The sequence below is a fragment of the Rhodobacter sp. JA431 genome (assembly GCF_900217725.1).
Classification (GTDB): domain Bacteria; phylum Pseudomonadota; class Alphaproteobacteria; order Rhodobacterales; family Rhodobacteraceae; genus Rhodobacter; species Rhodobacter aestuarii.
Window position 1 is genome coordinate 273,300 of record NZ_OBMP01000003.1, and the last position, 16,131, is coordinate 289,430.

The 16,131-nt window shown below is 61.6% G+C and carries 11 protein-coding genes; 4 read left to right on the forward strand and 7 right to left on the reverse strand.

Annotated features, from left to right (window positions below):
- Positions 1-37: 37 nt before the first annotated feature.
- The 4 genes from CRO18_RS08180 to CRO18_RS08195 all read right to left on the reverse strand — a co-directional run bounded on the left by CRO18_RS08180 (position 38) and on the right by CRO18_RS08195 (position 7,893).
- Positions 38-5,722, reverse strand: a complete 5,685-nt coding sequence (locus tag CRO18_RS08180) for an S-layer family protein (RefSeq protein WP_097081760.1) — start codon at positions 5,720-5,722, stop codon at positions 38-40.
- Positions 5,723-6,105: 383 nt separating this feature from the next.
- Entirely contained in the window at positions 6,106-6,657 is a 552-nt protein-coding gene (phaR, locus tag CRO18_RS08185; RefSeq protein ID WP_076485655.1) for a polyhydroxyalkanoate synthesis repressor PhaR, read from the reverse strand.
- Positions 6,658-6,813: 156 nt separating this feature from the next.
- Positions 6,814-7,275: a phasin family protein gene (locus CRO18_RS08190; RefSeq protein ID WP_076485654.1), complete on the reverse strand. Its 462-nt coding sequence runs from the start codon at positions 7,273-7,275 to the stop codon at positions 6,814-6,816.
- Positions 7,276-7,419: 144 nt separating this feature from the next.
- Positions 7,420-7,893 carry a hypothetical protein gene (locus tag CRO18_RS08195; RefSeq protein ID WP_097081761.1) on the reverse strand — a complete coding sequence of 158 codons (474 nt, stop codon included), beginning with the start codon at positions 7,891-7,893 and terminating at the stop codon, positions 7,420-7,422.
- Between the two features lie 328 nt (positions 7,894-8,221).
- On the opposite strand from CRO18_RS08195, the gene CRO18_RS08200 reads away from it, so the two are divergent.
- The gene (locus CRO18_RS08200) at positions 8,222-9,106 is read left to right on the forward strand and encodes a fructose bisphosphate aldolase (protein ID WP_097081916.1); all 885 of its coding nucleotides are present in this window, start codon (positions 8,222-8,224) and stop codon (positions 9,104-9,106) included.
- A gap of 93 nt (positions 9,107-9,199) precedes the next feature.
- Here CRO18_RS08200 and CRO18_RS08205 read toward each other — a convergent pair whose 3' ends face one another.
- Positions 9,200-10,558: an aminotransferase gene (locus CRO18_RS08205; RefSeq protein WP_097081762.1), complete on the reverse strand. Its 1,359-nt coding sequence runs from the start codon at positions 10,556-10,558 to the stop codon at positions 9,200-9,202.
- Between the two features lie 165 nt (positions 10,559-10,723).
- On the opposite strand from CRO18_RS08205, the gene CRO18_RS08210 reads away from it, so the two are divergent.
- A complete protein-coding gene (locus CRO18_RS08210; protein WP_097081763.1) occupies positions 10,724-11,659 on the forward strand; it encodes a LysR family transcriptional regulator in 936 nt (311 codons plus the stop codon).
- Between the two features lie 356 nt (positions 11,660-12,015).
- Here CRO18_RS08210 and CRO18_RS08215 read toward each other — a convergent pair whose 3' ends face one another.
- Both CRO18_RS08215 and secG read right to left on the reverse strand, forming a co-directional pair.
- Complete coding sequence (locus CRO18_RS08215; RefSeq protein ID WP_076485743.1) at positions 12,016-13,659, reverse strand: CTP synthase; 1,644 nt, start codon at positions 13,657-13,659, stop codon at positions 12,016-12,018.
- 174 nt (positions 13,660-13,833) lie between these two features.
- Positions 13,834-14,412: a preprotein translocase subunit SecG gene (gene secG / locus CRO18_RS08220; protein WP_097081764.1), complete on the reverse strand. Its 579-nt coding sequence runs from the start codon at positions 14,410-14,412 to the stop codon at positions 13,834-13,836.
- A 176-nt stretch (positions 14,413-14,588) separates the two neighbouring features.
- Here secG and CRO18_RS08225 point away from each other — a divergent pair, with 176 nt between their 5' ends.
- Both CRO18_RS08225 and CRO18_RS08230 read left to right on the forward strand, forming a co-directional pair.
- Positions 14,589-15,887: an adenylosuccinate synthase gene (locus CRO18_RS08225; RefSeq protein ID WP_097081765.1), complete on the forward strand. Its 1,299-nt coding sequence runs from the start codon at positions 14,589-14,591 to the stop codon at positions 15,885-15,887.
- Positions 15,887-16,126: a DUF2842 domain-containing protein gene (locus CRO18_RS08230; RefSeq protein WP_076485647.1), complete on the forward strand. Its 240-nt coding sequence runs from the start codon at positions 15,887-15,889 to the stop codon at positions 16,124-16,126. Before CRO18_RS08225 ends, CRO18_RS08230 begins: the two co-directional genes overlap by 1 nt.
- Positions 16,127-16,131: the final 5 nt, after the last annotated feature.

The following is a 16,131-nucleotide window of genomic DNA, read 5'->3' on the forward strand; positions in this document are numbered from 1 at the left end:
AGGGCGGCCGGCTTTTCTTCTTTTGTATCGGCGGCTCTTAGAACTGCGATTGCACAGTCACCGAGGCGGCGATTTTGTCTTCCGTGCCGGTGCTTATGCCCGCGCGCAGCGTGGCGTTCAAAGCCTCGATCCGGCGCGTGTAGGCAAGCTGCAGGGCAAGGCGGCGGGTGTGGCGGGTGGCGCTGCCATCAACATCAATTGTCCAGCTTTCGATGCCATCCTCACTCAGGCCCGCAAGCCCGAAGGCAAGCCCGATGCCGCATTCATTGTCCCCGTCGAAATTGCCGGTGCACAGAAGCGAGGGCGTCAGGGTGATTTCCGAGGCCAGCCCATCAAGCAGCCCTTTGCCATCCCCCGCAAGCGACAAGTCGTTGCGGAACTCGCTTTCCAAGAACAGCCGCCAGCTGCCCACAGACCCAAGATCAAAATCGCCGGTTTCGCTGAGCGCGCCTTGCGTGGCGGTGACCGAAACATGCGCGCCGGGGGCATAGGCCAGATCAAAGCCCACACGCGGCGTGACGATCAGATCTTGCCACGCATAGCTGCGCGAAAGCCCGGCGCCTGCCAAAAGTGCGGCATAGGTGTAGGAGCCATCGGCGGTGATCGTCACCGTATGCGGGAAGTCAAAGGTGAAGCTGTGCCGCCCCATCGCACCAGCGAAGTAGTAGTCCAGCATCCCCTCGCCACCGAGCTTGCGCGCGCCGTAAAGGCCGCCATAGATCCCCAGCCCGTCGATGCTGCCATCGGCGGTGCCGGTGGAAATATCGCTATGGCTGGCATAGGCGCCCCAGAACTTCCCGGCAATCCGGTCATCGCCTTTGAGCCGTTCCACACGGTGGGTGTAGCTCAGCAGCGTTTGGTTGCCCGAGAGGTCATCTTGCATGGTGGAGACTTCGACACTGTCGATCCGCCATTCACGTTTCGCGCAGTCATAGACTTCTTTGCCAAGGCTGCCATCGGCGCGCAGGCCGGTGTCGTTCAGCGTTAGCGTGAAGTCATTGTCAGGCGTTTCGTTGTTCAGGCAGCCCTCCGGCGCACCTGCACGCAACCGCCGTGCCGCATCGCGGGCAAAACCCGAGAAGCTGCGGCCAAGCCGATCGAGCGTGCGCGACAGATCATCCCGCAAAATCTCTTCCAACTCGGGGCGGATCACGTCGATCAGACCTTGCAGCGTAACCACGGTGGGCGTGCCATTGCCGGTGCCGAAGGTTCCGTTGCCAAGGGCGCTGCTTTCCAACACCGCCGGTTGGCCCCAAGCATCGGTGCCGCTCAGCGTCGCAAGGTTTTCGATCTGGGTGAGGTTCACACTGGTTGCATCAAGCGTGATCGACGCGGTCCAGACCCAAGTTTCGCCCGGATCAAGGTCGCCGTTCGCGGTTTCGGTATTCGTCGTGTCCAGCGTTTCATTCGCGGTGAGCGGGTCATCCAAACTCACGCCGGTCAGCGGCAACACGCCACCATTCTGCGCGGTGATCGTATAGCTGATCACATCGCCCACCTGCGGGGGGGTAGACAGGCCCGAGGTGTCGGCCACTTTGGTCAGCGTGAGTTGCGTGGCCAAGCCTGACGGGTCCATCGGGATGTGGTTGTGGATCACACCCTTAGAGAGCGTTGTTGCATCACCCCAATCGGGGAAGCTCATGTTGAAGGCAAGATAGTGGGTGGTATCCCCGCCCACGACAGGCGCAGTTGCCGAGGTCACAACCTCTTCCACGCCAAGACCAATGCCCGGGGTCAAGGCCCCGGCTTGGGCCGGGATCAGGGTCGAGGCATCATAGCCCGGCGCGGTGACCTGCAACGTATAGGTGCCGGTTTGCGCCGGATCTTGCAGCAAGAACGAATAGCGCCCATCCGAGCCGGTCACTTTGTTGTTGCTGTCGCCGGTGTTCGAAAGCCAGCTGTTCGGCACGGGGGTGCCATTGTGGAGCAGCGTGACCGTCGCGCCTGCAAGCGGTGCACGCGTGACCGCGTCATAAACCACCCCACTCGGGTCGACCATGACGGCATCAACGCCGGTGATCGCGCGGCCAGACCCCAAAACGATGTCGAGCCCGCAGACTTCGGCGCCATTGGAGCGGCCATTTTCGGCCGAACCAGTGGTTGAAACGACGGCTTCTTCTTCATCATGCACGAAGCTTATGCAGAAAGCGCCTTCATCAAGCCCGATGAAGGCATAGTTGCCCTGCGCATCGGTCGTCACCTCGGCCACGACAGCTTTCGTGATCGGGTCGGTCAGTTGCACGCGCGCACCGCTGCGCGCGCCCGACACATCGGCCACCTTGCCCGCAATCGAGCCAAGGAAGGTGATGGTTTGGGTATCGTCATCGCGGGTCACGCCCGAAACGTCACTGACCGAGCTGCTGGTGCCATATGTGCCCTGCGCGGTGGCTTGGTTTATAACACGGCCCGCCAGCACATCCGCTGCCGTCACCGTGTATTGCGCGGTGAAATGCGTGCCGCTATCGGTCCCCGGTGCGAGCGTGGGCAGCGTTGTGGCGACCGCCCCCCCCAGCATCCAGTCGGTGACGGTAACGTCGTGCAGGGTGACAGAGCCGGTGTTGGTGACGGTGAACACATAATCAATCGTGTCCCCCGCGCTCACCCCCTTGGTGCCATCGTCGTCATTGAGGGGGCCGACTTTGACAAGCGCAACGCCCGCAGGCGCCACCAAAGGCGTGACCGTCGCGTCATCATTCTCGGGCGCAGTGCCCGAGAGGTCACTGACAGGGCTGCCACTCGGCGGTTGGCCCGAAACGGTGGCCGTGTTCGTCACCCCACCTGCGTCGATATCGGCTTGGGTGATGGTGTAGGTCGCGGTGAAGGTCGTGGTGTCGCTTGTGCCCACGGCGAGGCTTGCCAGCGGGCCACCCGAAACCGTCACTTTGTTGTCAGTGAGGGTGATGTCGCTCAGTGCAACACGCCCCGTGTTGGTCACTGCAAAAGTATAGTCGATCGTATCGCCCACGCTCACGCCCGGGGTGCCGTCATCGTCATTGAGCGTCGCGTTTTTCACCAGCGCGAGGCTTGCAGGCGCGGCGAGCGGTGTGACAGTGTCGTCATCATTCTCGGGCGCGGTGCCCGAAGTGTCGGTAATGGGGCCGCCGCTCGGCGGTTGGCCCGAAACGGTCGCCGTGTTGGTCACGCCGCCCGCATCCAGATCCGCTTGCGTGATCGTGTAAGTGGCGGTGAAGGTGCTGCTGTCGCTTGCGCCCACGGAGAGGCTTGCCAGCGGGCCGCCCGAAACCGTCACTTTGTCGTCGACGATGGTGATATTTGTCAGCGTCGTGGCCCCGGTGTTGATCACCGTGAACGTGTAGTCGATGGTGTCGCCCACGCTCACGCCCGACGTGCCGTCGCTGTCGTTGAACGTGGCCGATTTCACCAGCGCAATGCCCGGTGTCGCGCTCAGCGGCGTGACGGTTTGATCGTCATTGTCAGGCGCGGTGCCCGAAGTGTCTCCGACCGGGCCGCCGCTCGGCGGAGAGCCGGTAACGGTCGCCGTGTTCGACACCCCACCCGCGTCAATATCGGCTTGGGTGATGGTGTAAGTCGCGGTGAAGGTGCTGGTATCGCTTGCGCCGACAGCAAGGCTTGCCAGCGGACCACCCGAAACCGTCACTTTGGCGTCGCTGACGGTGATCGCCGTCAGCGTCACGTTACCGGTGTTGGTCACGGTGAACGCATAGTCGATGGTGTCGCCCGCGCTCACGCCAGGCGTGCCATCGTCATCGTTCAGCGTGGCCGATTTCACCAGTGCAATGCCCGGGCTCGCCGCAAGGTCCGTGATGGTGTCATCGTCATTGTCGGGCGCGGTGCCCGAGGTATCTCCGACCGGGGCGCCGCTCGGCGGAGAGCCGGAAACGGTCGCCGTGTTCGAGACACTCCCCGCGTCGATATCGGCTTGGCTGATGGTGTAGGTCGCGGTGAAGGTGCTGCTATCGCTTGCGCCAGAAGCCAAAGTGGCGAGCGGGCCGCCCGAAACCGTCACTTTCGCGTCGGTGATGGTGATCCCCGTCAGCGTCACGGCGCCAGTGTTGGTCACGGTAAAGCTATAGTTGATCGTGTCGCCCGCGCTCACGCCCGGTGTGCCGTCATCATCGTTCAGGCTCGCGGATTTTTCCAAAGCGATGCTGGCGACGCCGGTGAAGCTGTAATCGCTTTCATCATCATCGGTGTTGCCATCGCCATCATCCCCGTCATCGGTCACATCGGTGATCGGCGTGCCGCCCGAATGGGTGGCCGCAGCTGTTGCGGTGTTGGAAATTCCGCCCGCATCCACATCTTCTGCGGTCAGCGTGTAAGTGGCGGTGAAGCTTGTGGTATCCCCCGCGGCAAGGCTTGCCACGCTGGCGGGGCTGAAATCGCCCGCCCCAAAGCCCGCAATCGGCGTGCTATCGGCGCGGGTCATTGTATCCGCGCTCACCGTCACATCGCTCAGCGGCAGGCTGCCGGTATTGGTGACGGTGACGGTCCATGTCACGGTATCACCGATGCTTGGCCCGGTAATCGTGTCCAGATCATTCAACACCGAGGTTTTCACCGCCTTCATCGTGGCGGTGTCATTGTCGGTGATGGTGCCCGTGCCCTGCGTGCCATCAATGTCGAGCGTATAGCCCTCATCGCCTTCGATCAGCGCGTCTTCGGCCCCGGCCAAGGTGATGGTGAAGCTCGAAACGCCCGCCGGAACGGTGAGGGTGGAGCCCGACAGCGTCACCCCATCAGAAAAGCTGAAGCTGCCGTAATCGGCGGCAGAGGTCGTGCCATCGGTCAGGGTGAGGGTAAAGGTTTGCGGCACAACGGTGGTGCCCGAGAGCGTCACCAAATGGGCCAGATCGGTGCCCTCAGCTTCCGTCGCATTTCCGACCGAGCCGATGGTGATGCTGGGCACCCCATCATTGTCGACGATCGTGCCGGTGCCCTGCGTTTCGCGCAGCGTCAGCGTGTATGTCTCGTTGCCTTCGTCATCGGCATCATCAACCGTGGGGTAGGTGATCGTGAAGCTCGATACGCCCGTCGGCACCGAAAGCACGCCATTCGAGAGCGTTACACCGTTTGAGAAGGTCGGCGTGCCGAGATCGGCATCGGAGGTGCCGACGTGGCTGCGCGAAAAGACGATCTGCTCGACGGCCGTCGTGGCACCCGAAAGCGTGACGGTATGCACGATATTGCCGCCTTCTGTCGCGCTCGCATCAGAGACGGACACAACGAAAGCGAAGAAGCTGTCCAACTGACCCGCGATGTCGGTGCCATCGGCGTTCGCCGAGGTCGAGACACTCCCGCCCGTGGTGTAGCTTCCGGCATCGCCGATCACCACAAGCACGAACTCGCCATAATGGCCGTAAAGGGCGGAGCCCGGATCGAGCACAAAGGTCACCGCCGAGATCGTGGTGCTGCCTGTTGGGGCGCGGCGCTCAAAATAGCCCGCACTGCCGCCCGCACCGCAGATGTTCGTGTCGGCGCAGGTGATCACACCGAACAACTCGTTTGAGGTGAGCGAGTTGAGGAAAGTGTCATTGTCAGGGTTCGAGACAAAGCGTGCCTTTTGCCCCGGGGCAAATACGCTGAGTGGCTGGCTGATTGAGATATTCCCGGTCGCGCTGGTCGCTTTATACAGCTCCAACAGATCAAAAGAAGCGGCCCGCGCCGATCCTGCAAAACTCATAACCAAGGCGGCTGCAAAACAAAGCTGCGACAGCCAGCGCAGCAGGATCGTGTTTTTCATCAGGGGACACTCCAGACAAGCGTCCCTGCTTTGCACTTAGGCACTTAATTAAATGCTATTTATCTGCGACGTTTCCGCGCGCCCAAAGGTATCTTTGCGGGCATGGTTAAAAGAGCGTTTCTTTCGCGGGTTTCGATGGGGTTCGGCGGGCGTTGCGCTCAAAAATAAGCCAAGATCCGGCGCACGCCTGCAAGGGGCGCCGAAAGCGCCTTCAGCCCCAGATTGCCCCGGTTAATCGCCCGCCAGCCAAAGCGCGGGCAGAGCCAAGACTGAGGCGAAGATAATCAGAGGCGCGGGTTTGCAGCAGGGGGGCGCACCGCGCCAAAAGAAAAAGGGCACCTGACGCGGTGCCCCTTCATAAGATGATCTTGCAAAGCGTGGTGTCAGAGCTTCGAGAGCTTGGATTGCAGATCCGCCAATTGCTTCTTTATCGCATCCAATTCCTCGCGCCCACCGGAGCCGTCGGCACTGGCGTCTCCCTCGCCAACCGCAGCGCCCCAGCCCGCCATCATGGATTTCAAAAACGCCTCTTGCTGGCGTTGCAGCGCTTCAAACCCCGGCATCGTCGCCATCGGGTTCGGCATGGTGGAGAAATTCTCCATCATTTTCGACTGGCCTTCGCGCAGCATCTCAAAGCTTGCCGCCAAGAATTGCGGCACGACAGATTGCGCCTGCGTGGTGTAGCTGCGCACCAGATCGGTCAGCACATCCACGGGCAGAACATTTTCGCCCCGGCTTTCATGTTCGGCGATGATTTGCAGCAGATATTGCCGCGTCAGATCATCGCCCGATTTCAGATCGACAATCTGCACCTCCCGGCCTTGCCGGATGAAGGAAGCGATGTCTTCCAGCGTCACATAGTCACTGGTTTCGGTGTTATAGAGCCGCCGGCTGGCATAACGCTTGATCAGCAAGGGCTTGGTCTCTTCGGCCATGTTGTTTTCCTCCCCGGACTAATCCTGCCCGCATTTTGGCGACGCAGCAATGTTTAAGCCGCAGCGCCGCAAAAGCAACAAAAGAAAAGGGCGCACCGTAGTGCGCCCTTCAAATACGGTCCGGCAGGGAGGAGGAAGCCGGATCCGTCGAGACGATTATTTCGCAGCCGCAGAAGCCGCAGCGGTGGCTTTTTTCGCCGCCGTGGTCACCTCTTCGGTGGCCTTTTTCATCACCGCAGTGGTTTCTTCGGTCATCTCTTTGCCCGCCGAGAGCATCAGTTCAACCGTTTCCATTTGCACTTTCTTCGCCACTTCAGCGAAAGCGGCGAGGTTCTCGGCCGCCATCTCAGCCGAAGCCGAAGCGAAATCGCTCATCGCTTTGGCATAGTCGGCCGGCTCGGTTTTCGAGGTGGTCAGCGCGCCGAATTTGCCCAGCGTGTCTTTGGTCCATTTCGACGAGATGTCGGTCGATTTTTCAGCGGCTTCGAGAGCCACTTTCGCCATTTTCTCGCCAAGCGCGGTTTGCGCTTTGAAGGCGTCTTGCATTTTCGACATGTCCATCGGCATCGAAGCCATCATGTCTTGCATCATTTTCGTGAAATCTTGCGTCTTCGCCATGGGTCTTGCTCCGGTTTGAGGGGCCCGGGTGTTCACGGCGGGGCCCGTTTCTTGTCCTATTTTATACATGCTGCAGTGCAGCATTTCAACAGGAATTTGCTGCGTCGCAGAAATTTTACATTCGGAGGTTGTGTGAAAAGGAGCTCAGCCGCCCGCTTCCAAAATGCTGCGCGCCACGGCAATGCAGCGTTCGCGCGCATGTGGGCCAAAAAGTGTAAAGACCATCATGACCTTACCCTCATGGCTCCAAACGGTAAGCTGGTGCATCGTCGCTTCCCAAAGCGCGGCAAGGCCCAAATCGAGTTCTTCAAAATTGGGTGGCGGGTTCATGACAGAGGCCAGTTCGTCACGATAGGCGGCAACCAAATCGGCGGGGCTGCGCGTCTCGTCCGAGGTGTCGCGGTAAAGGAGCGCAAGCGAATCGCCGTCCTCTGTCGTGGCGGTGCACAAAGACACGCGGACCGCCGCATTTGTGCGAGAAAATCCGGGGGTAAGCGTGACCGGCGCGCCCAACGTTGCCTCAAGTTCCGCCCGCGCCAGCCAATCGCAGGCGGTCTTCGGCGTATCCCCCCAAACGGGGGTGGCGAGCATGGCAAGGATCATCGCGACACGGATCATTTGCAGATACTTTCCATTTGCACTGGCGGAATCCGGTAGCAAAGCCGCGTCATCCGCGCCGCTTTTGCCCGCTCCGCCATCTGCACGAGAAACGGCGACCTTGGGTAAAGATACCACGCTTCTTGTGACACCATAGGCACGGGTGCCAGCGACAAAAGCGCGCCCTGCGGCGCAGCATAATTTTCTGTGCATAAGCAGCGTAAAAAGGGCTCCCTTACGCGCGCGTTAGCGAAACCAGAATTGCCTTTAGCCCCGTGAACCGTTAACCCGGTGCTGCAACTGCAAAGAGCCGCCCGGGGGAAGCCGGGCCCGAAATCGGGGGTCGATGATGGCGAAAACGATGATGGAACACATGATGAAGGGCGAGGGCTTCATTGCCGCGCTCGACCAATCGGGTGGCTCGACGCCGAAGGCGCTCGGCCTCTATGGCATCACCGAAGACGCCTATTCGAACGAAACCGAAATGTTCGACCTGATCCACGAGATGCGTGCGCGCATCATCCGTTCCTCGGCCTTCACCGGCGAGAAAGTGGTCGGCGCGATCTTGTTTGAACAAACCATGGACCGTGATGTCGAGGGGATCCCGACCGCGACCTATCTGTGGGAAAAACGCGGCGTGGTGCCATTCCTCAAAATCGACAAAGGTCTTGAGGAAGAAAAAGACGGCTGCCAAATGATGAAACCCATTCCGGGTCTTGAAGCGCTGTTGGAACGTGCCGCCGAGCAAGGCATTTTCGGCACCAAAGAGCGTTCGGTGATTTCGGCAGCGGATCCGATGGGCATTGCCTCGGTCGTCGCGCAGCAATTCGAACTCGGCGAAAAAGTTCTGGCCGCAGGCATGGTGCCGATCCTTGAGCCGGAAGTGACGATCTCGATCTCGGACAAAATCGATGCCGAGGCGATGCTGCGCGACGCGCTGCTGGCTGGCCTTGAAACCGTCTCGGCCCCGGTGATGCTGAAACTCAGCCTGCCGACCATCGACAATTTCTACCTGCCGCTGGTCGAGCATCCGAATGTGATCAAGGTTGTGGCGCTGTCGGGCGGCCATGTCCGCGCCGAAGCGAACGAAATCCTTGCCCGCAACAAAGGCATCATCGCCTCGTTCAGCCGCGCGCTGAGCGAAGGGCTGACCGCGCAAATGTCGGATGACGAATTCGACGCCGCGCTGGCCGAAGCGATCGACAGCATCTACCGCGCGTCCATCGCGGGCTGATCTGGCCTCATCGCGAGAATAAAGAAACGCGCCACTTTCGGGTGGCGCGTTTTTTCATTGGCATGACAGGGGCGGGCGCTTGCGCGCCGCGCCTTAAGCCACTTCGGCGAAGACTTTCTTCAGCGCCTTTTCAAGCTTTTCAAACATCTCATCCATCTGCGGCTCGGTCAGGATGAAGGGCGGGCAGAGCACAATGGATTGCCCCAGCGGGCGGCAGATCAGCCCCATATCGGTGCAAGTATTGGCGATCCGCTCCGACACGCTCAGGCTACCATCAAAGGGCGTTTTCGTGGCACGGTCTTTCACCGCTTCAAGCGCCCACATATAGCCCACGCCGCGCAACTCGCCGATGTTCGGGTTCTGCGCGATCTGCGCCAAGCCCGCCTCCAGCCGCGGCGAAAGTCGGTTGACGTTGTCGGCCAGCCCCTCGTTCATCACCACATCAATGGCTTTGAGCGCAATCGCACAGCCGACCGGGTGGCCCGAGGCGGTAAAGCCATGCGGGAATTCTTCAATCGCTTCGGCGGCGGCTTGCACGCGGTCCGCAAGTTCCGGCCCCAAGATCACCGCGCCCATCGGGAAGAAACCCGCCGTCAGGTTTTTCGAGGAAATGATCGCATCGGGCATGAAATCATAGGTTTCACAGCCCCAAGTGTTGCCGGTGCGGCCAAAGCCACAGATCACCTCATCCGAAATGAGCGGGATGTCGTATTTCTTCAAGATCGGCGCAATGGCTTGGAAATAGCCTTTTGACGGCGGAATAACCCCGCCCGCGCCCATCACCGGCTCGGCAAAGAAGGCGGCGATCGTGTCGGGGCCTTCCTTGAGGATCGTCGCTTCCAACTCTGCCGCGAGCCGCACGGTGAATTGCTCTTCCGTCTCGCCCTCTTGGCCAAAGCGCCAGTAATGCGGGCAGGTCAGGTGGATGAAGCCCGGCAGCGGCAGGCCGAAGACCGAGTTGTAAGGCTTCCCGGTCATCGAGGCGGAAACGGCGGTCACGCCATGATAAGCGTTCACGCGGGTCAGGATCTTGCGACGCTGCGGTTTGCCCTCGGCGGCATGCAGGAACCACAGGGTCTTGACCATCGTGTCATTCGCTTCAGAGCCGGAGTTGGTGTAAAACACCCGGCCTCGGTCATAGGGCGAAACCTCGATCAGCTTTTCGCTGAGCAGAACGGTTTGGTCTGACATCCGGCCAAAGAAGGCGTGATAGCCCGGAAAGCGCGCATATTGCGCCTGCGCGGCCTCAATCAGCCCCTTATGGTCAAAACCCGCGACCATGTTCCAAAGGCCCGAGTTCGCATCAAGGTATTTCCGCCCCTTGGTGTCGAAGATGTAAGGCCCCTCGCCATGCGTGACGACCACCGCGCCGCGGTCATGGACCGAGGGCAGGTCGGTAAAGCCGTAGAGGCTGAAATCATCGGCTTTTTGTTCCCAGGAAAGGTCGGTCATGGCGGGGGCTCCTGTAGCGGTTTGGCGACAGGCTAACGGGTGGCGCGGCGGCGTCAATGGGGCGTGCATCACGCTTGGGTGCTTTGGTCAGGTGCGGGGCCTTCGGCCTTGCCAAAACGGGCAGGGGCCGCGCATTGTGCTGCCATGTGGCGGGCAGGGGACCAGATGAGCGGACGCGGTGACAAGATCAGCCTTTGGGCCGTAGAGATGCTGGTGGCCACCGCCGAAGAACGCGCGATCACCGCCGCCGCGCGCAGGCTTGGGGTCTCGCCTTCATCGGTCAGCCAGCAGATCGCCGCGCTTGAAGCCGCGCTTGGTGCGGAATTGGTGGACCGAACCGCGCGCCCCTTTGGGCTGACCGCCGCCGGGCAGGCGTTTTTGCCCCATGCCGAAGCGATGCTCGATGAACTGGCCAAGGGCCGCGCCGGGGTGGGCCTTGCTGACCCTGCGGGCCTGCGCAGCTTTCGGCTCGGCATGATCGAGGATTTCGAGGCCGAGGTGACGCCGCTTTTGCTCGCCGGAATGGGGGCAGAGCTCACAGCCTGTCGGTTCTTGCTCGAAACCGGGCCAAGCCACCGCTTGGCCGCGCAGCTTGAGGCGCGCGCGCTCGATATGGTGGTGGCCGCCGAAAGCGATGGTCCGACCGAGGGGCTTGAGCGGCACGCGCTTTTGACCGAGCCGTTCATTGCGGTTTGGCCAGAGGGGCAGGTGGGCGCGGATTTGCCGTTGTTGCACTATAGCCCGCGCACGGTGATGGGGCGGCAAATTGCGGCGCATCTGGCGCGGACGGGGGCGCAACCCACGCATCGTTTTGAAATTGATAGCTATCCAGCGATTTTGGCACTGGTCGCGGCGGGGCAGGGCTGGTCGATCCTGACGCCCTCGGGCGTGCGCCATGGCAAGCGCGCGGGTGTGACACTGGCCGCGCTGCCCGGCGATGGGCTGGCGCGCCGCATTCAACTCACCGCCCGTGCGGGCGTGATGGGCGATCTGCCCGGCGCGGTCGCTGCGCGCTTGCGGGGGCTTTTGGCCGAACGGATCGTTGCGCCGATGCTCGACGAGGCCCCGTGGCTTGCGGGCGCGCTGCGCGTGGAAGGCTAGGGGGATTGGGCTAAGCAGGGGGCGCTGCCCCCTCGGCTCCTCAGGAGCCTTCACCCCCGGGATATTTGGACAAAGTCGAAGGGGCAGCGAAGTCTTTGAAATGAGAAAAGGCGCTTCACTCGGGCCTCAGAGGGGAGGGTAAGCGAAGCGCCTTCGACTTTGACGGTCATCGGCGTCCCCGCCTGTACCGTGGCTTAAGGCTGGCTGAGTCTGGTTAATGAAACCTTAAGGGCCCAGCCTTTTTAGAGCTATCCGGGGCGGGATGGCCAAAGGGGCAAGGGGGACCGCGGCCCTATTCGGGCCGCATAGCCCCAAAGGCCCCAATTGGAGCGCCCGCCAAAGCGGGCGCAACGCGGTCAGACCAAACGGCTTTGCGCGAGCGCCGCTTTCACAAAGCCCGCGAAAAGCGGATGCGGTGCGAAGGGTTTGGATTTCAGTTCCGGGTGGAACTGCACGCCGATGAACCACGGATGGTCTTTGTGCTCAACGATCTCGGGCAGGCGGCCATCGGGGCTCATACCCGAAAACACCAGCCCGCAGCCTTCCAGCGCCTCGCGATATTTCACATCCACCTCATAGCGGTGGCGGTGGCGTTCCTCGATCTCGGTGGTGCCATACACCTCGGCCACGCGCGACCCCGCTTTGAGCGCCGCCGAATAGGCGCCAAGGCGCATGGTGCCGCCTTTGTCATCGGTCACTTTGCGCTCGACCCGGTGGTTGCCCTGCACCCATTCCTTGAGGTGATAGACCACGGGGGTGAAACGCTTTTCGCCCGCTTCATGGTCAAACTCTTCCGAGCCTGCATCACTCACACCGGCGAGGTTGCGCGCGGCTTCAATCACCGCCATTTGCATACCAAGGCAGATGCCCAGATAGGGCACGCCCTTTTCCCGGGCGAATTGCGCGGCGCGGATCTTGCCTTCGGTGCCGCGCTCGCCAAAGCCGCCGGGCACCAAAATCGCGTGGAAGCGCTCCAGATGCGGGGCCGGATCTTCGTTTTCAAAGATCTCGGCGTCGATCCATTCGGCTTTCACCTTCACCCGGTTCGCCATGCCACCATGGGTCAGCGCCTCGGCAATGGATTTATAGGCGTCTTCCAACTGAACATATTTGCCCACGATGGCCACGCGCACCTCGCCCTCGGCATGGGTCAGGCGGTCCATCACATCTTCCCAACGCGTCATATCCGGGCGCGGCGCGGGCGAAATGCCAAAGGCGTCGAGCACAGCTTGGTCAAGGCCGACACGGTGGTAGGCCAAGGGCGCCTCGTAGATCGAGCGCAGGTCATAGGCCGGGATCACCGCCTCGGGCCGCACGTTACAGAAGAGCGCGATCTTGGCGCGTTCCTTATCCGGGATCGGATGTTCCGAACGGCACACAAGCACATCCGGCTGCAAGCCAATGGAGCGCAGCTCTTTCACCGAGTGCTGGGTCGGTTTGGTTTTGAGTTCGCCCGACGCGGCAAGGTAAGGCAGCAGCGTCAGGTGCATGAAGATGCACTGCCCACGCGGCTTGTCTTGCGCGAATTGGCGGATCGCTTCGAAGAACGGCAGGCCCTCAATATCGCCGACCGTGCCGCCGATCTCGCACAGCATGAAATCCACCTCATCATCGCCAACGCCGATGAAGTCTTTGATTTCGTTGGTGACATGCGGGATCACTTGGATTGTCTTGCCAAGGTAGGCACCACGACGCTCTTTTTCGAGCACGTTGGAATAGATCCGGCCCGAAGAAACAGAGTCGGTCTTGCGCGCGCTCACGCCGGTGAAGCGCTCATAATGGCCAAGGTCGAGGTCGGTTTCCGCGCCATCATCGGTGACGAACACTTCGCCATGCTCAAACGGGCTCATCGTGCCGGGGTCGACGTTCAGATAGGGGTCAAGCTTGCGCAGCCGCACCGAAAACCCACGGGCTTGCAAAAGCGAACCAAGCGCCGCCGACGCCAGACCTTTGCCGAGCGAGGAAACCACGCCACCGGTAATGAAGACATATCGTGCCATGGGACCCCGCGAGCAGCAAAAGTAAGCTTGGACCGGCAGCAGAACCACCAGCATCACGGGACTTAGGTGTTACACGATTCGCGGTCTGCCCGCAACCGGACCGCAAGACCTAGAGGAAACTTGTCAAAGCGGCCCCAAAAGATGGGGACCGCTATGCGTAAGGGCGCTTGCGACTCAGTTCGAGGCAGGCGCGTCAGCGTAAGGAGAAACGCCCAGCGGCAGTTCCGGCATGGCGGGCGCTTCAGGGGCAGCCTCTTCCACCGGGGCCTCGGCAGCGGGTTCTTCCGCGGCAGGGGCTTCTTCAACCGGGGTTTCTTCTGCAGCAGGCGCTTCGGGCGCAGCCTCTTCAACCACCGACGTTTCGGCGGCGGGCACCGGCGGCAGCACCGGTTCATCAGCCGCGGGCGGCGGCGGGGCGAAAGGTTGCGCGGTGCCGGTTGGCAGCGCGGGCGCATCGGCCTCAGCCGGGGTTTCGATGGTCACGGTGTCCAGCACCGACCCCTCTTTCGCGGCGCGCGCGGCAAAAACAGTCAGCGTGACCGAGGTGGCAAAGAATGCCGCAGCAAAGACCCACGTCACTTTGGAAAGCGCATTGGCCGCTTGGCGACCGGTCATCACACCGTTGCCACCGCCGCCACCACCGCCGCCCATGCCAAGGCCACCGCCCTCAGAGCGTTGCAGCAGCACAACCCCGATCAGCAAAAGCGCCAGCACGAGGTGGATGACGAGGATGACGTTTTGGACGTTTTCCATGAGGTGGCCGCGCCTTTGTTCATTCGACGCGCCTATCTAGGCGTATGACTGCCTTCGTGCAACCCGGTTTTCCACCGCAGGGGGCCACTGCGGCAGTTGGGCGGTGAAAAAGCGGTTTCCCCCGCGCCGCGTGACAGCTATATGTCGCTCGGTTTCACACCAGCGGAGAGAAATACATGGCCAACGTGGTGGTTGTCGGCGCCCAATGGGGCGACGAGGGCAAGGGCAAGATCGTCGACTGGCTTTCTGAGCGCGCCGACGTGATCGCGCGGTTCCAGGGCGGCCATAATGCGGGCCATACGCTGGTGATCGGCGGCAAGGTCTATAAGCTGAATGCGCTGCCTTCGGGCGTGGTGCGCGGCGGCAAGCTGTCGGTGATCGGCAACGGTGTTGTGCTGGACCCGTGGCACCTAATCAAAGAGATCGCGACGATCCGCGAGCAGGGCGTGGAAATCACCCCCGAAAACCTGATGATCGCGGAAAATACCCCGATGATCATGCCCTTCCACGGTGAACTTGACCGTGCGCGCGAGGCGCAGGCGACCGGCTCGAACGCGAAAATCGGCACCACCGGGCGCGGCATTGGCCCGACCTATGAAGATAAAGTGGGCCGTCGTGTGATCCGCGTGGCGGACCTTTCCGACGATGCGACGCTGGAAACCCGCGTGGATCGCGCGCTGATCCACCACAACGCTTTGCGCGAAGGTCTGGGCCTTGAGCCGATCGACCGGGACGCGCTTTTGGCCGAGCTGCGTGCGATTGCGCCGGAAATCCTGCAATATGCCAAACCGGTCTGGAAAGTGCTCAATGAGCTGCGCAAGGCGGGCAAACGAATCTTGTTCGAAGGCGCGCAAGGCTCGCTTCTCGACATCGACTTTGGCACCTATCCGTTTGTCACCTCGTCGAACGTGATCGCGGGGCAGGCGGCGACCGGTGTGGGCCTTGGGCCGAATGCGGTCGAATATTCGCTTGGCATCGTGAAAGCCTATACCACCCGCGTGGGTGAAGGTCCGTTCCCGACCGAGCTGAAAGACGATGATGGCGAGCGGCTTGGCACGCGCGGTCATGAATTTGGCACGGTCACCGGGCGCAAGCGCCGCTGCGGTTGGTTTGATGCGGTGTTGGTGCGCCAAACCTGTGCCATCTCTGGCATGAACGGCATCGCGCTGACCAAATTGGACGTGCTCGACGGGTTCGAGACGCTGAAAATCTGCGTCGGCTATGAGGTCGATGGCCAGCGTTACGACTATCTGCCGACGCAAGCCGCGCTCCAAGCCAAAGCCACGCCGATCTACGAAGAGATGCAGGGCTGGTCGGAAAGCACGCAAGGCGCGCGGTCGTGGAATGACCTGCCGGGCGCGGCGGTGAAATATGTGCGTCGCATCGAAGAGTTGATCGGTTGCCCGGTCGCCATGCTCTCGACCTCGCCGGAGCGCGACGACACCATCCTTGTCACCGACCCGTTCGAAGACTGATGGCGCTGTCGTATCGCACCCGTCGGCGTTTGTCGCTATTGGTCCTCGTTCTGGGGCTGCCCGCCTATATCGTGGTGGCGGTTTCGGCGGTGGCATGGGCCGAAGCGCGCTGGGGCATGCTGCCGTGGTGGGGCTCGGTGCTGACCTATTTGGTGCTGGGGGTGCTGTGGATCGTGCCGCTCAAGCCAATTTTCATTGGCGTGGGCAAGCCCGACCCGGATGCGGAAACCCAAGACTGAAATTG

Excerpts from the sequence above, each read along its gene's own strand:
- CRO18_RS08205 (WP_097081762.1), bottom strand. The coding sequence starts at position 10,558 with ATGACCGACCTTTCCTGGGAACAAAAAGCCGATGATTTCAGCCTCTAC.
- CRO18_RS08210 (WP_097081763.1), top strand. The coding sequence starts at position 10,724 with ATGAGCGGACGCGGTGACAAGATCAGCCTTTGGGCCGTAGAGATGCTG.
- CRO18_RS08180 (WP_097081760.1), bottom strand. The coding sequence starts at position 5,722 with ATGAAAAACACGATCCTGCTGCGCTGGCTGTCGCAGCTTTGTTTTGCA.
- CRO18_RS08215 (WP_076485743.1), bottom strand. The coding sequence starts at position 13,659 with ATGGCACGATATGTCTTCATTACCGGTGGCGTGGTTTCCTCGCTCGGC.
- CRO18_RS08225 (WP_097081765.1), top strand. The coding sequence starts at position 14,589 with ATGGCCAACGTGGTGGTTGTCGGCGCCCAATGGGGCGACGAGGGCAAG.
- CRO18_RS08190 (WP_076485654.1), bottom strand. The coding sequence starts at position 7,275 with ATGGCGAAGACGCAAGATTTCACGAAAATGATGCAAGACATGATGGCT.
- phaR (WP_076485655.1), bottom strand. The coding sequence starts at position 6,657 with ATGGCCGAAGAGACCAAGCCCTTGCTGATCAAGCGTTATGCCAGCCGG.
- CRO18_RS08200 (WP_097081916.1), top strand. The coding sequence starts at position 8,222 with ATGGCGAAAACGATGATGGAACACATGATGAAGGGCGAGGGCTTCATT.
- CRO18_RS08230 (WP_076485647.1), top strand. The coding sequence starts at position 15,887 with ATGGCGCTGTCGTATCGCACCCGTCGGCGTTTGTCGCTATTGGTCCTC.
- secG (WP_097081764.1), bottom strand. The coding sequence starts at position 14,412 with ATGGAAAACGTCCAAAACGTCATCCTCGTCATCCACCTCGTGCTGGCG.
- CRO18_RS08195 (WP_097081761.1), bottom strand. The coding sequence starts at position 7,893 with ATGATCCGTGTCGCGATGATCCTTGCCATGCTCGCCACCCCCGTTTGG.